Annotated in this window: 14 protein-coding genes; 3 read left to right on the top strand and 11 right to left on the bottom strand. The window is 72.6% G+C overall.

The features are described 5' to 3' along the window. Positions 1-43: 43 nt before the first annotated feature. From era to B4E97_RS14560, 5 genes are all read right to left on the bottom strand, one after another. A complete protein-coding gene (gene era, locus B4E97_RS14580) occupies positions 44-958 on the bottom strand; it encodes a GTPase Era (RefSeq protein ID WP_019284628.1) in 915 nt (304 codons plus the stop codon). Continuing rightward, on the bottom strand, positions 955-2,310 hold the full coding sequence (locus B4E97_RS14575) for a hemolysin family protein (RefSeq protein WP_019284627.1): 1,356 nt from the start codon (positions 2,308-2,310) through the stop codon (positions 955-957). The genes era and B4E97_RS14575 overlap by 4 nt, the downstream gene beginning before the upstream one ends. A 2-nt stretch (positions 2,311-2,312) precedes the next feature. After that, complete coding sequence (gene ybeY / locus B4E97_RS14570) at positions 2,313-2,780, bottom strand: rRNA maturation RNase YbeY (RefSeq protein ID WP_019284626.1); 468 nt, start codon at positions 2,778-2,780, stop codon at positions 2,313-2,315. Next, positions 2,777-3,841 carry a PhoH family protein gene (locus tag B4E97_RS14565; RefSeq protein WP_286960419.1) on the bottom strand — a complete coding sequence of 355 codons (1,065 nt, stop codon included), beginning with the start codon at positions 3,839-3,841 and terminating at the stop codon, positions 2,777-2,779. Before B4E97_RS14565 ends, ybeY begins: the two co-directional genes overlap by 4 nt. A gap of 86 nt (positions 3,842-3,927) precedes the next feature. After that, complete coding sequence (locus B4E97_RS14560; protein ID WP_019284624.1) at positions 3,928-4,284, bottom strand: histidine triad nucleotide-binding protein; 357 nt, start codon at positions 4,282-4,284, stop codon at positions 3,928-3,930. Positions 4,285-4,411: 127 nt separating this feature from the next. Here B4E97_RS14560 and B4E97_RS14555 point away from each other — a divergent pair, with 127 nt between their 5' ends. Beyond that, entirely contained in the window at positions 4,412-5,482 is a 1,071-nt protein-coding gene (locus tag B4E97_RS14555; protein ID WP_286960418.1) for a Gmad2 immunoglobulin-like domain-containing protein, read from the top strand. A 438-nt stretch (positions 5,483-5,920) separates the two neighbouring features. Here the strand turns inward: B4E97_RS14555 and B4E97_RS14550 are convergent, their stop codons facing one another. The 3 genes from B4E97_RS14550 to hrcA all read right to left on the bottom strand — a co-directional run bounded on the left by B4E97_RS14550 (position 5,921) and on the right by hrcA (position 8,969). Further along, entirely contained in the window at positions 5,921-6,661 is a 741-nt protein-coding gene (locus B4E97_RS14550; protein ID WP_029212687.1) for a 16S rRNA (uracil(1498)-N(3))-methyltransferase, read from the bottom strand. Between the two features lie 4 nt (positions 6,662-6,665). Then, entirely contained in the window at positions 6,666-7,790 is a 1,125-nt protein-coding gene (gene dnaJ, locus B4E97_RS14545; protein ID WP_286960417.1) for a molecular chaperone DnaJ, read from the bottom strand. Positions 7,791-7,913: 123 nt separating this feature from the next. After that, positions 7,914-8,969: a heat-inducible transcriptional repressor HrcA gene (gene hrcA, locus B4E97_RS14540; protein WP_286960416.1), complete on the bottom strand. Its 1,056-nt coding sequence runs from the start codon at positions 8,967-8,969 to the stop codon at positions 7,914-7,916. Between the two features lie 186 nt (positions 8,970-9,155). Here hrcA and B4E97_RS14535 point away from each other — a divergent pair, with 186 nt between their 5' ends. Then, a complete protein-coding gene (locus B4E97_RS14535) occupies positions 9,156-10,076 on the top strand; it encodes a DUF3097 domain-containing protein (protein ID WP_019284618.1) in 921 nt (306 codons plus the stop codon). Beyond that, positions 10,069-11,082 carry an NUDIX hydrolase gene (locus B4E97_RS14530; protein ID WP_029212683.1) on the top strand — a complete coding sequence of 338 codons (1,014 nt, stop codon included), beginning with the start codon at positions 10,069-10,071 and terminating at the stop codon, positions 11,080-11,082. Before B4E97_RS14535 ends, B4E97_RS14530 begins: the two co-directional genes overlap by 8 nt. Positions 11,083-11,122: 40 nt before the next feature. Here B4E97_RS14530 and B4E97_RS14525 read toward each other — a convergent pair whose 3' ends face one another. The 3 genes from B4E97_RS14525 to hemW form a co-directional block, all read right to left on the bottom strand. Beyond that, entirely contained in the window at positions 11,123-12,571 is a 1,449-nt protein-coding gene (locus B4E97_RS14525; protein WP_286960415.1) for a DHA2 family efflux MFS transporter permease subunit, read from the bottom strand. 148 nt (positions 12,572-12,719) lie between these two features. Then, positions 12,720-13,259: a DUF4870 domain-containing protein gene (locus B4E97_RS14520; protein ID WP_286960414.1), complete on the bottom strand. Its 540-nt coding sequence runs from the start codon at positions 13,257-13,259 to the stop codon at positions 12,720-12,722. A gap of 138 nt (positions 13,260-13,397) precedes the next feature. Beyond that, entirely contained in the window at positions 13,398-14,624 is a 1,227-nt protein-coding gene (hemW, locus tag B4E97_RS14515) for a radical SAM family heme chaperone HemW (RefSeq protein ID WP_286960413.1), read from the bottom strand. Positions 14,625-14,630 lie beyond the last annotated feature (6 nt).

Genomic DNA, 14,630 nt, shown 5'->3' with positions numbered 1-14,630 from the left:
GGCACGCGGCCGGATCCGTCATCCACAGGCCGCGCCACGAGGGTCAGAAGCCGAGGCGCTGCAGCTGCTTGGGGTCGCGCTGCCAGTCCTTGGCGACCTTGACGTGCAGGTCGAGATAGACCCGCTGGCCGAGCAGGGCCTCGATCTGGGTGCGGGCCTGGGTGCCGACCTCGCGCAGGCGGGAGCCGCCGCGGCCGATGACGATGGCCTTCTGCGAGGGGCGCTCGACGAAGACGTTGACCCGCACGTCGAGCAGCGGGCTGTCCTCGGGCCGGTCCTCGCGCGGGACCATCTCCTCGACGACCACGGCCAGGGAGTGCGGCAGCTCGTCGCGCACGCCCTCGAGCGCCGCCTCGCGCACGAGCTCGGCGATCATGACGGCCTCGGGCTCGTCGGTGAGGTGACCCTCAGGATAGAGCGGCGGCGACTCGGGCAGGTAGGACACGAGCACCTCGGCGACCTCGCCGACCTGGTCGCCGGACGTGGCGGAGCAGGGGATGATCGCGTCCCACGAGCCCAGCTGGTCCACGGCGATGAGGTGCTCGGCGAGCCGCTGCCGATCGACCTTGTCGCTCTTGGTGACCAGGGCGACGACCGGGCGACGACGCGACCGCTGCAGCTCGGCGAGCTCGGCGGCGATGAACTGGTCGCCGGGGCCGGGTCGCTGGTCGGCAGGGAGGCAGAAGCCGATGACGTCGACCTCCAGCAGGGTCTCGCGGACGAGGTCGTTGAGCCGCTGGCCGAGCAGGGTGCGCGGCTTGTGCAGTCCCGGGGTGTCCACCAGGATCAGCTGGCCCTGCTCGGTGTTGGCGACGCCACGGATGGTGTGCCGGGTCGTCTGGGGCTTGCTGCTGGTGATCGCGACCTTCTGCCCGACGAGGGCGTTGGTCAGCGTGGACTTGCCGGCGTTGGGGCGACCCACGAGGCAGGCGAATCCTGCGCGGAAGGGTGTGCTCATGAGTGGTCCTCCTGGTGCCGGGCGGCGTCGACGGTGTCGGCGCGAAGGGTGCGGTCCCGATCACGCTCAGCCTCCCACACGTCGACCGGCGAGGGTTCCTGCGGCAGGCGGCGCACGACGACGGTCGCGATCCGGTGCCGGCGGCCGGCCGGACGCTCGGCGGTGAGCTCGAGGCCGAGCAGCTCGACCCGCGACCCGGGGATCGGGACGCGGCCGGAGGCCTTGGCGATCAGCCCGCCGACGGTGTCGACGTCCTCCTCCTCGAGGTCGATCCCGAACTCCTCGGCGAAGTCGTCGACGTGCATGGTGGCGGGGATCCGGACCGTGCCGTCCTCGAGGGGCTCGACCCCCTGCGCCTCGCGGTCGTGCTCGTCGGCGATCTCGCCGACGATCTCCTCGAGGATGTCCTCGATGGTGACGAGGCCGGCGGTGCCGCCATACTCGTCGACCACCACGGCCAGGTGGACCTGGTCCTGCTGCATCTCGCGGAGCAGGTCGTCGACCGGCTTGCTGTCGGGGACGAAGTGCATGGGCCGCATCAGCTCCTCGACGGGCAGCGACCTGGCCTGCTCGTCGTCGTTGACCCGCCGGGTGACGTCCTTGAAGTAGAGCAGCCCGAGCACGTCGTCGCTGTCCTCCCCCACGACCGGGATGCGCGAGAACCCGGAGCGCAGGAAGAGCGACATGGCCTTGCCGAGCGTCTTGTCGTGCTCCAGGGTGAGCATGTCGGTGCGCGGCACCATCACCTCGCGGGCGACGGTGTCCCCGAGCTCGAAGACGGAGTGGATCATCTCGCGCTCGTCGTCCTCGATGACGTCGCGCTGGCTCGCGATGTCGACGAGGTCGCGCAGCTCCGCCTCGGTGGCGAACGGCCCCTCGGCATAACCCTTTCCGGGCGTCACGGCGTTGCCGAAGGCGACGAGCAGGCGGACGACGGGGCCGAGGACGCGGCGCAGCCACACGAGGGTCGGCGACATCATCAGGGACACGCGCGTGGCGTGCTGGTGCCCCAGCGTCCGCGGCGAGACCCCCGCCAGGACGAAGGACAGCAGCGCCATGACGCCGATGCTGACGAGCACGGGCGCGACCGGGCCGTCGAGGCGCTCGGTCACCGCGACCGTGACGAGCACGGCCATCGTCGCCTCCATGACGACACGGAGGAAGGTGGCGGCCGAGATGTAGCCGGGCTTGTCGGCGACGACCGTGGCGAGGGCTCGCGCGCCGGGGCGGCCCTCGTCGAGCATCTCCTCGCTGGTGTGCCGCGAGACGCGTTGCACCGCAGACTCGGTCAGCGCCAGCACGAAGGTCAGGACCAGGGCCAGCACCGCACCCAGGACGAGCTGGATCGTCACGATCAGCCCTGCGGTCGCCCGCGGCCGGCGAGGTAGGTGAGGAGCAGCGTGCGCTGCAGGTCGAACATCTCACGCTCCTCGTCCGGCTCGGCGTGGTCGTAGCCGAGCAGGTGCAGGATGCCGTGGGTGGTCAGCAGGAGCAGCTCCTCCTCGAAGGAGTGCCCGGCCCCCGCGGCCTGCTTCTTGGCGACCGAGGGGCACAGCACGATGTCGCCGAGCACGCCCTCCTGCAGCCGCTGCCCCTCGCGACCCGGCCGCAGCTCGTCCATCGGGAAGCTCATGACGTCGGTCGGACCCTCGAGGTCCATCCACTGCACGTGGAGCCGCTCCATGGAGTCCTCGTCGACGAGGGTGATGGCGAGGTCGGCGCCGCGGTGGACCCGCATGGCGCCGTAGACGAACTGGGACAGCGCGACGAGCTCGCGCACGTCGACCCGGTGGTCGGTCTCGTTGTGGACGTCGATGCTCATCGGCGCGGCGCCTGTCCCCTCTGGTGGTGCGTGGTGCGGCCCTGCGAGGTGCCGCCGTGCTGCGACTCGTCCCAGGCGCCGTAGGCCTGGACGATCTCGCCGACGAGCCGGTGGCGCACGACGTCGGCCGCCGAGAGCTCGGAGAAGTGGATGTCCTCGACGTCGGACAGGATGTCGCGCACGACGCGCAGGCCCGACTGGGTGCCGCCCGGCAGGTCGACCTGGGTCACGTCACCGGTGACGACGATGCGGGAGCCGAACCCGAGACGGGTGAGGAACATCTTCATCTGCTCGGGCGAGGTGTTCTGCGCCTCGTCAAGGATGATGAACGCGTCGTTGAGGGTGCGGCCGCGCATGTAGGCCAGCGGCGCCACCTCGATGGTCCCGGCGGCCATCAGCCGCGGGATCTGCTCGGGGTCGAGCATGTCGTGCAGCGCGTCGTAGAGCGGGCGCAGGTAGGGGTCGATCTTGTCGGTGAGCGTGCCGGGCAGGAAGCCGAGCTTCTCCCCCGCCTCGACCGCCGGCCGGGTCAGGATGATCCGCGTGACGTCCTTGGCCTGCAGCGCGGCGACGGCCTTGGCCATCGCGAGATAGGTCTTGCCGGTGCCGGCGGGCCCGATGCCGAAGACGATGGTGTGCGTGTCGATGGCGTCGACGTAGCGCTTCTGCCCGAGGGTCTTGGGGCGGATCGTGCGCCCGCGCGCCGAGATGATGTTGGTGGTGAGCACGTCGGCGGGCCGCTCGACGGAGCGGTTGCGCAGCATAACGATCGAGCGTTCGACGGCGTCCCGGTTGATGGCGCCACCGGCCTCGACGACGACGAGGAGCTCGCCGACCAGCTCCTCGACCAGCGCGGCGTCGCTGGAGGGGCCGTCGAGGCGGAACTCGTTGCCGCGGACGTGGATGTCGAGCCGCGGGAACGCGCGCTCCATCGTGCGTAGCAGCTCGTCGTGCGGCCCCAGCAGCGAGATCATGGGGACCGACGCGGGTATGACGATCGCGTGGTGCGCGGCAGGGGCGGCACCAGGGCTCGGGGTGTCGGGTCGTGGGGTGTCTGTCATCGTCCCGTCAGTCTACGTGCCGGGTCCGACACACCCTGGGACACGTGGCCGGCCGGCCGAGGCTCTGCGTGTGTCGGCCGGGGGACTCAGCCGGGGGGCCACTGCAGCGCGCGGCCGCCCACGACGTGCAGGTGCAGGTGGTCGACGCTCTGCTGGGCGTCCTGGCCGGTGTTGGAGACGAGGCGGTAGCCGCGCTCGACCAGTCCCTGCTGCTCGGCGACCTGCCCTGCTGCCAGGACCACGTCGACCATCAGCTGGGGGTCGGCCTGGGCCGTCGCCACGGCGTTGGGGTGGTGCGCCTTGGGCACCACGAGCACGTGCGTGGGCGCCTGCGGCTGGATGTCGCGGAAGGCGAGCGTCGTCTCGGTCTCGTGCACGACGTCCCCCGGGATCTCCCCGGCGACGATCTTGCAGAACAGGCAGTCAGGGTCACGTGGGGTCATGCGGCCAGCCTAGCCAGGGACCCCCGCCCCGGCCGGGCGAGCATCCGTCGGCGGGGCGCCGTGGTGCGGGGCCCCGACGTGGGTGACACTGTGAGCAACCCCGTCGTCGTCAGCGAAGGAGCTCGACGTGACCAGCACGAGCACGACGTCCCGCCAGGTCCTGTCCACCATGTCCACGGCCGCGGTCGCCGCGTCGGTCGCCGTGGCACTGTCCGGGTGCGCGCAGCAGACCACCAGCTCGCAGGTGTCCCGAGCCGCCAGCGCCTCCAGCAGCGCGGGCTCCACGACGCCCGCGGCCTCCGGCACGTCCACCACCTCGTCCGCGACGCCGTCAGCCGGCACCGACGGGGCCGGCTCGGAGCAGGCCGGGACGCCCGCACCGGTCGACGCCACCACCGCCGGAGCCCCGTCGTCAGCCGCACCAGACGTCGCCGCCCGGTCCGTGGCACCGTCACGGGCTGCCCTGCCCGTCTACTTCCTGGGTCGGGACGGCACCCAGGTCCGCGAGGGCGGCGGTGCCGCGACGCCGCGGCTGCGCCTGTTCCGCGAGTTCGTGCCCGCGCAGCGATCGGGCTCGACCGAGCAGCGCGCCGAGACGGCCGCCAACGTCGCGATGCGCGAGGCCGGGTCGCGCGGCTACCTCAACGTGTGGGGCGAGCGCACCGTCACGGACGTCAAGGTGGGCGCGGGCGCGATCGACGTGACCCTCGACGGACCGACCCGCACGGTCGACGACGCCACCGCGCGCATCGGCACGGCATCCGTCGTGTGGACGGTGACCGCCGCCACGGGCAAGAACCTCCCGGTCCGGTTCCGCTCCCCCGACGGCCGGGTGCTCGGGACCCTCCCCACCAGCAAGACCTACTCCCGGTCGGCCGGGGTCGCCCAGACCAGCGAGCTGGCGGCGGTGTGGATCGACTCCCCCGGCGCGGGCGCGGCGCTCAAGGCGGGACCGGTCGTGGCGACCGGGCAGGCGTGCGCCTTCGAGGGCTCGGTGTCCTACTCCCTCACGCGCGCCGGCAAGGCGGTCCGCTCGGGCCACACCACCGCCTCCATCGCGTGTCCGACGCGCGGCACCTGGCGCGTCGACCTCGGCCGGCTCGCGGCCGGCAGCTACCAGCTCCAGGTGTGGGCGCCCAGCCCCGCCGACGGCCAGCGCGACCTCGGCCGAGCCACCCGCACCTTCACCGTCCGCTGACCTACCTCAGGTAGTCACATCAGCCCGACTTCGCACGCCGGGCGGATGTGACGAGACCAGGCTGGTGTGACGAACCCAGGCGGATGCGGCGACGCCAGACGGGCCGTGCCGACCTCGGTCAACACGGACGCATTCACGACCGGGTGGACTCCACCACCCATGACCGTGGCCGAACCCACCCGATACCTCACCGCCACCCGACGCGTGAGGATCGGGTGGACTCCACCACCCATGACCGTGGCCGAACCCACCCGATACCTCGCCGCCACCCACGCGTGAGGATCGGGTGGACTCCACCACCCATGACGGTGGCCGAACCCACCCGCCCACGCCGCGCGGGCGTGTCGGCATACCGGCGGTCGGCGATCTCCGGGATCAGCCTGAGTTGGACACATCGACCTGCCGTGCGAGCCCAGGCGGATGACCACCTGAGGTAGGTCACCAGCGGGCGCGTGCGAGGAGCACCGCGAGGGCGGCCGGGCCGGCGCTGGAAGACCGCAGCACGTGCGGCCCCAGCCGTATGACGCGCGCCCCGGCCTCCTCGAACGCCGCCAGCTCGTCGGCGGAGATCCCGCCCTCGGGGCCGACCACGACCATCACCTCACCGGACGAGGGCAGCTCCACGTCGTTGACCGACGTCGTCGCGTCCTCGTGCAGCACCAGCGCCAGCGAGGTGGAGGCCAGCCGTGCAGCCAGCTGCTTGCTCGTGACGTGCTGGGCGACGACCGGGGTGCGGTGCCGTCGGGACTGCTTGGTGGCCGCGGTCACGACCTGCTCCCACTTGCGGTGGGCCTTGGCAGCCCGGTCGCCGCGCCACTGCACGATCGACCGCGCGGCACCCCACGGCACGACCTCGTCGACGCCGAGCTCGGTCGCCGACTCCACCGCCTGCTCGTCGCGATCGCCCTTGGCCAGCGCCTGCACCAGGACGAAGCGCGGCGTGGGGGCGTCAGGACGGCATACGGTCTCGACGCTCACCGTGATCTCTCCCGGCGCGACCGAGGAGACCGACCCGGCCACCTCGGCCCCGCTCCCGTCGGACAGCAGCACGGGCTCGCCGGGTTGCAGGCGCAACGACCCGGAGGCGTGCCGCCCCTCGGCGCCGTCCACGAGCACGGACGACCCTGGCGTCACGGACCCGAGCGACCCGGCGGGCAGGAGGAACAGCGGCGCCGTCATCGGCTCAGCGGAAGGCGTCGCGGAGCTTGCCGAGCAGCCCCTTGTCGAGGGAGGTGACGTGGGCGTCGGGGTTCTCCTCGCCGCGCAGCTCGGAGAGCTCGCGCAGGAGCTCCTCCTGGCGGGAGTCGAGGCGGGTGGGCGTGGTGACGTTGAGGTGCACGACCAGGTCGCCGCGACCGCCGCCCCGCAGGTGGGTCACGCCGAGGTCGTCGAGCGTGACGGTGTCGGCGGACTGCGTCCCCCGCCGCACGTGCACGTCGTGGGCGCCGTCGAAGGTGTCCAGCGTGATCGTCGAGCCGAGGGCCGCGGCCGTCATCGGCACGTCGAGGGTGCAGTGCAGGTCGTCGCCGTTGCGCTGGAAGGTCGGGTGCGGCGTCACGACGATCTCGACGTAGACGTCGCCGGGCTGGCCGCCGCCCGGGCCGACCTCGCCCTCGCCACGCAGCTGGATCCGCGTGCCGGTGTCGACGCCGGCCGGGACCTTGATGGAGACGGACCGGCGGGTGCGCACGCGCCCCTCCCCCGAGCACTCGAAGCAGGGGTTGGGGATCACCGTGCCGTAGCCCTGGCACACGCCGCAGGGGCGCGAGGTCATGATCTGGCCGAGGAAGCTGCGCTGGACCTGCTGGACCTCGCCGCGGCCCTGGCAGGAGGAGCAGGTCTGCGGGGACGTGCCGGGCTGGCAGCCGTCGCCGTGGCAGGTGCCGCACTCGACGGCCGTGTCGAGGGTGAGCTCGTGGGTGTCGCCGAAGACCGCGGTGCGCAGGTCGACGTCCGCCCGCACGAGCGCGTCCTGGCCGCGTCGCACGCGCGAGCGGGGTCCACGACCGCCCGCGCCACCCGCCCCCGCGCCGAAGAACTGGTCCATGATGTCGCTGAACGTGAAGCCCTGGCCGAAGCCCGCCGCACCGGCGCTGGCGTAGGGGTCCGCGCCCATGTCGTAGGCCTGCTTCTTGGCGGGGTCGCCGAGCACGTCGTAGGCCTGCGAGACCCGCTTGAACTCCTCCTCGGCCTCGGGGCCGGGGTTGACGTCCGGGTGCAGCTTGCGCGCGAGCCGGCGGTAGGCCTTCTTGATCTCTTCGGCGCTGGCGCCGCGCTCGATCCCGAGGGCTGCGTAGTAGTCGTTCACGAAAGTCCTTGCCTGACGGAGTGGTTGGCGAGAGTGACGTGGGGTGCTGGGGCGATCGGGGGGACGGGGACGACGGGGCGGGCCGAGCCGGCCGGGTGCGCCGCACCCGCCGACGCCCGGTGGCTAGCCACCGAGGGACCGGGAGACGAATGCCGCAACCGCCCGCACCGCCGCCATCGTCGTGGGGTAGTCCATGCGGGTGGGGCCGAGGACCCCGAGCCCGGCGACGAGGTCCGGCCCCGCACCGTATCCGGTCGACACGACCGAGGTGGACACCAGACCGGCGTGCGAGAGCTCGCTGCCGATGCGCACCGAGACGAGGTCCGAGTCGGCCACGGCGGGGCGGGCCGGGTCGTCGTGCATGGCGTCGATCAGGCCGAGCAGCACGACGTGCTCCTCGAGCGCCTCGAGGACCGGGCGCAGCGACGTCGGGAAGTCTTCGGAGCGGCGGGCGAGGTTACTGGTGCCGGCGAGCACCACCCGCTCCTCGCGCTCCTCCACGACGATCTCGGCCAGCGCCGTGGTGACGGCCTCGACGGCCGGGCGGTCGGCCACCTCGAAGCCCTGGGACAGCCCGGCGAGCGCGGGCGCCACCTCCGGGAACGGGCGGCCCGCGGCGAGGCCGTTGAGCCGTCCGCGCAGGTCGAAGACGAGGCGCTCGCCGTCCACGTCGCCGAGGTCGCGGCCGGCGTCGACGACGCGCTGCTCCACCCGACCCGTCGTCACGATGAGCACGACCATCAGCCGCGGCCCACCGATGGGGACCAGCTCGACGTGCCGCACGGACGACCGGGTGAGCGAGGGGTACTGCATCACCGCGACCTGGTGGGTAAGGCTGGCGAGCAGCCGCACGGTGCGGTCGACGATGTCGTCGAGGTCGACCGACCCCGCGAGGAACTCGGCGATGGCCGCGCGCTCGGGCGGCGACATCGGCTTGATCTCGGACAGCTGGTCGACGAAGAGCCGGTAGCCCGCGTCGGTGGGGATGCGGCCCGCGCTCGTGTGCGGGGCGCAGATCAGGCCCTCCTCCTCGAGCGCGGCCATGTCGTTGCGGACCGTCGCCGCGCTGACGCCGAGCTGGTGCCGGTCGAGCAGCGCCTTGGAGCCGACGGGCTCGGAGGTCGCGACGTAGTCCTGCACGATGGCCCGCAGGACCTGCAGGCGGCGTCCGTCGCTCATCGTCGACCTCCTCACGTTCGCTGGTTGGCACTCGGGTGGGGCGAGTGCCAATTCTACGCCGGGTGGCGCGCCACGACGAACTCCGCCGGTCCTCGGGCTAGCCTTCAGCACCGTCCGACGACCGCGTCGGGGCGGGTCTCGAGCACGACCCGTCGCGCCAGCAACAGGCAGAAGCAGGAGGCCCCCGTGGCGGACCGATACGGCACCGACGTCCTCTCGGGCGACTGGAAGGCTCCCCGCCGTGGGCGCTCGGAGGCGGTCCCCGCCACCCGTGGCCTGGTCGTCGAGGACGTCGAGTCCGGCTGGGTCGGCGCCGTGGTGCGGGTCGAGAAGGCCGGTGGCGTCCACGTCGTCCACCTGGAGGACCGCAAGGGCCGCACCCGGGGCTTCGAGATGGGCCCCGGCTTCTGGGTCGACGGGCGCCCGGTCACGCTGGTCCCCGACAAGAGCGGCAGCAACGCCCGCCTCGCCGAGGCCCGCCAGGCCTCCTCGCGCACGGCCTCCGGATCCGTCGCCGTCGCCGGCGCCCCCGCCCGCGTCGCCACCGGGTCGCGCATCTTCGTCGAAGGCCGCCACGACGCCGAGCTGGTGGAGAAGGTCTGGGGCGACGACCTGCGCATCGAGGGCGTGGTCGTGGAGATGCTCGACGGCGTCGACGACCTGGCCGCGGTCATCAAGGACTTCGCCCCCGACCGTGACCGTCGCATGGGCGTCCTCGTGGACCACCTCGTGCCCGGCACCAAGGAGGCGCGCATCGTCGAGGAGGCCCGCCGGGTCCCCGGCTACTCGCGGTTCGTCAAGGTCCTCGGGCACCCCTACGTCGACGTGTGGCAGTCGGTGCGCCCCGAGCGGCTCGGCCTGGAGCAGTGGCCCGTCATCCCCCGTGGCACCTCCTGGAAGCACGGGATCTGCGCGCACCTCGGCTGGCCGCACCGTTCCCAGGCGGACATCGCGCGGGCGTGGAAGCAGATCCTGGGTACGGTGCGCACGTACGCCGATCTGGAGCCGACCCTGCTGGCCAGCGTCGAGGAGCTGATCGACTTCGTCACCGTCCCGCTCGACGACGACCAGCACGCGAGCGGCCAGCAGGAGGTCACGCGTGGGTGAGGAGCAGGAGCAGCTCGCCGTCGAGCTGGTCGCCGTCGTGGTGGCCGTCGTGTCCGGGCGACCGCGCGTCCTCACGGCTCCCCCGCCGGCCCCCGGCATACCCGCCCTCCCGGCCGGCCCCCTCGAGGCCGGTCAGCCGTCCCTGCAGGCCGGCCTGCGCTCCTGGGTCGCCTCGCAGACCGGCAGACAGCTCGGGTATGTCGAGCAGCTGTACACCTTCGCCGACCACGACCGCGGGCTCGACGACACGAGTGGCCGCCGGATCTCCATCTCCTACCTCGGCCTGACGACCGCCGGAGCCGAGGGCGCCGCAGCGACCGAGGGAGGCGACGCGGCCACGGGGTCCGCTCCGTCCATGACGTCCACGACGTCCATGACGTCCGAGGAGACCGACTGGTACGACGCCTACGCGCTGCTGCCGTGGGAGGACCAGCGGGACGGCACCCGCCTCGTCGACGAGGTGATCGCCCCGCAGCTGACGCACTGGGTCGGCGCCGCCGGATCACCCGCCGACCGCACGGCCCGGCGGCACCGCTGCGACCTGACCTTCGGCCGCGGCGGCCACGCCTGGCTGCCCGACCTGGCGCTGCAGCGCTACGAGCTGCTCTACGAGGTCGGCCTGGTCCCGGAGGCGCGCGGCGCCTGGCGGCTGCCGGACGACGACCTGGTGCCCGGGGAGCGGATGATCGGCGACCACCGCCGCATCCTGGCGACGGGCCTCGCACGGCTGCGGGCCAAGATCCAGTACCGCCCGGTGGTGTTCGAGCTCATGCCACCCGAGTTCACCCTCGGCGAGCTGCAGTCGTGCGTCGAGGCGCTCGCGGGCCAGGCGCTGCACAAGCAGAACTTCCGCCGCCTCGTCGAGCAGCAGGCCCTGGTCGAGGAGACCGGGTCGGTGTCCTCGGGCACGGGCGGTCGGCCGGCGCGCCTCTACCGCTTCCGCCGCTCGGTGCTCGACGAGCGGCAGGTCGCGGGCACCAAGCTGCCGGCCCTGCGCACCCGCTGAGCGCGTCGGCTGTCGCGGCCGTTTGCCGTGCTCGCGACCCCTATGGCCGCGGGGTGCGGACCAGGGTCGCCGCCCCGAGCGCCAGCACGGCCAGCACCGCGCCGACCGCGAAGCCGCCCTGGACGCCGCTCATCAGGGCGTCGTTCGCGAACGCACCACCGCTGCTGGCACGCGCGGTCATGAAGGCCATGACGGCCACCGTCGTCGCGGTGCCCGCCGCGGCCCCGACCTGCTGCAGCGAGCCGAGGATCGCCGAGCCGTGGGGATACAGGTGCGGGGGCAGGACGCCGAGCGACGCCGTGAACACGGGGGTGAAGACCAGCGCCAGCGAGACGCTGATGAGGACGTGCAGGACGAGGACGCCCCAGGGCGCCACGACGGGTGCGAGCAGCGCGAGCATGACCAGCCCCGCGACCAGGCCGGCGGCGCCGGGGACGACGAGCCGGGGGGCGCCATACCGGTCGTAGGCCTTGCCCACCTGCGGGCCGAGCAGGCCCATCGCCAGGCCGCCCGGGATCATCAGCAGACCGGTGGACAGCGAGGACATCCCGCGCACCTCCTGCAGATAGATGGGGAGCAGGATCACGGTGCCCATCAGGCCCATGAAGCAGAGCACCATGAGGACCAGGCCGATGGTGAAGGTGCGGTGGGACAGGGTGCGCAGGTCGAGCAGGGGCGTGCCGTTGCGCTGCAGGGCGAGCTGGCGTCGCGTGAACACGGCCATGGCGACGAGACCGACGACCACGAACACCCACGGCGGCAGGCCCGAGGACGCCCCGCCGTGGGACGCGCCCTCGCCGAAACCGCTGAGGCCGTAGACGAGGCCGCCGAAGCCGACGGCGGACAGCGCGAGGCTCGGCAGGTCGAGGTCGCTGTGCCCCGGCTCGGCGAGGTCCACCAGGGAGCGGAGCCCGACGACCAGGGCACCGATGGCGATCGGCAGCACGACGGCAAAGATCAGCCGCCACGAGCCCAGCTGCAGCAGCACCCCCGAGACCGCCGGCCCCATGGCGGGCGCCACCGAGATGACGAGCGTGACGTTGCCCATGACCTTGCCGCGCTCGTGGGCGGGCACGAGGTTCATCAGCGTGGTCATCAGCAGCGGCATCATGATCGCGGTGCCGCAGGCCTGCACGACGCGCCCGCCGATCAGCACCGCGAAGGTGGGTGCCACCAAGCAGGCGGCGGTCCCGATCGAGAACAGCACCATCGCCAGGGCGAAGGTCCGCCGGGTCGCGAGCCGCTCCATGAGCCAGCCCGACGCGGGGATGACCACGGCCATGGTCAGCATGAACACCGTCGACAGCCACTGGGCGGTGGACGCGGTCACGTCGAACTCCCGCATGAGGCGCGGGATCGCGTTGGTCATGATCGTCTCGTTGAGGATCACGACGAAGGTCGCGAGGACCAGCACGGTGAGGATCGTGCGGGTTCGGGAGCGGTCCACGTCGGGCAGTGGTGTCGCCTGGACGGGGGCGTCGGGATGCATGCGGGGTCTCCGGTCGTATGACGTGCGGTGGGGGCAACCCGGAGCAGCGTCGGACGGGGTGCTCCTCCATGGTCGCTCACCGCGCCGGCCCGTCCAACTCCATTGCCGGGCCGCTGCCTCAGCCCGACGACCGCACCAGGGTGCGCTGCTACGTGATGATGCGCCAGGTGAAGGGGTAGCTGTAGGGCTCGCCCGCCGACACCTTGATCGCCGCCAGCCCGTGGACGACCAGGGCCGCCAGCGGCAGGAGCCCGGCCAGCCAGATCGTGACGAAGCCGACCAGCACGATCATGAGCGGCAGCGAGATCAGGACCACGGCCACCGTGGCGATCCAGACGGTGATCTGGAAGTTCAGCGCATCGATCGAGTGCTCCCGGACCGCGCGGCTGCGCCCGCCCCCGACGAGCAGGACGATCACGGGGCCGAAGAACGTGAGGCCACCGAGCAGCACCGAGGCGATGGGCGACCAGTGCGCCGCGCAGACCAGCTGCCGCTCGTACTCGGGGTTGAGCGGGGCGGCGTTGCCGTGGACGGACTGTCCCTGCTGGTAGCCGCCCTGCTGGTAGCCACTCTGCTGGTAGCCACTCTGCTGGTAGCCACCCTGCGGGCTCGCGCCCTGACCGGTCGACCCGGCCTGCGGGTAGCTCGGGATCTCGCGGTCGTTGCGGAACTGGTCGTCGGTGCTCATGGTCCCCTCCGTGTGGTTCGTGGTCGGCGCGGCGACGTGCCGCTCGACCCTTCGGACTCCAGTCTGCCCAGGTCGGATCCCTCGAGGACCTCAGAACCAACCCTGATCCGACCCTGATCAGACCCTGGCCGGGGCAGGTCAGACGCCGAGGAGCCGCCGCACCACGGTGTCCGCCAGCAGGCGTCCGCGCAGCGTGAGCACCAGGTGGCGGTCCCGCAGCGCCGCGCCCCCGTCGACGAGGCTGTCGGCGATCAGTCCCGCCACGGCCTCCTGGCCGGTCTCGTCCAGGTCGTCGATGGGCAGCCCGTCCACGAGCCGTATGCCGAGCAGCACCCGCTCGTCGTACTGCTGCTCGGCGCTGAGGAGCTCGCGCGCCGCCGCCGGGGACTGGCCGCCGTTGAGGCGCGACGCATAGGCGCTCGGGTGCTTGACGTTCCACCAGCGGACGCCGCCGACGTGGCTGTGCGCGCCGGGGCCGGCGCCCCACCAGTCGCCGTCGCTCCAGTAGCCGATGTTGTGGCGGCACCGGTGCTCCTCGCCGCGGGCCCAGTTCGACACCTCGTACCACCCGTACCCCGCCGCCCGCAGGAGGCCGTCGGCCAGCTCGTACTTGTCGGCCTCGTCGTCGTCGCTCGGCAGCGCGACCTCGCCGCGCCGCACCTGGGCACCCATCTTGGTGCCCTCCTCCACGACCAGGGCGTAGGCCGAGACGTGGTCGGGCTCCAGCGCGATCGCGGTCTCCAGCGACGTGCGCCAGTCCTCGAGCGACTCGCCGGGGGTGCCGTAGATGAGGTCGAGCGAGACGTCGAGCCCGTGCGCGCGGGCGGCCTTGACCGCACGCTCCACGTTGAGGGGGTCGTGGGTGCGGTCGAGGGTGCGCAGGACGTGCGGGACGGCGGACTGCATGCCGAGGCTGACGCGCGAGAAGCCGCGAGCGGCGATCCAGTCCAGGTAGTGCTCGTCGACGGTGTCGGGGTTGGCCTCGGTCGTGATCTCGACGTCGCCGGTGTAGCCGAAGCGCTCGCCGATCCCCTCGACGATCCGGGCCAGGTCCTCGGCCGCGAGCATGGTTGGGGTGCCCCCGCCGACGAACACCGTCTCGACGGCCGGCGCGTCCTCGCCCAGCACCCGCCTGGCGAGGTCCAGCTCGGCCAGGACGGTGTCGGCGTAGGACCCGACGCTCGCCCCCGGCGTGCCGAGCTCGGTCAGGGTGTAGGTGTTGAAGTCGCAGTAGCCGCAACGGACTCGGCAGAACGGCACATGCACGTAGATGCCGAACGGGCCCAGCCCCAGACGGTCCAGCGCGGTGCTCGGGAGCGTTCCGTCGGAGGGGGCGGGCAGTCCTTCGGGCAGGGCGCTCGGCATACGGCC

Origin of the sequence: Arsenicicoccus sp. UBA7492, assembly GCF_002479615.1 — a bacterium.
Classification (GTDB): domain Bacteria; phylum Actinomycetota; class Actinomycetes; order Actinomycetales; family Dermatophilaceae; genus Arsenicicoccus; species Arsenicicoccus bolidensis.
Note: the sequence above shows the minus strand (reverse complement) of the source record. Positions and strands in the feature narration are given on the sequence as shown.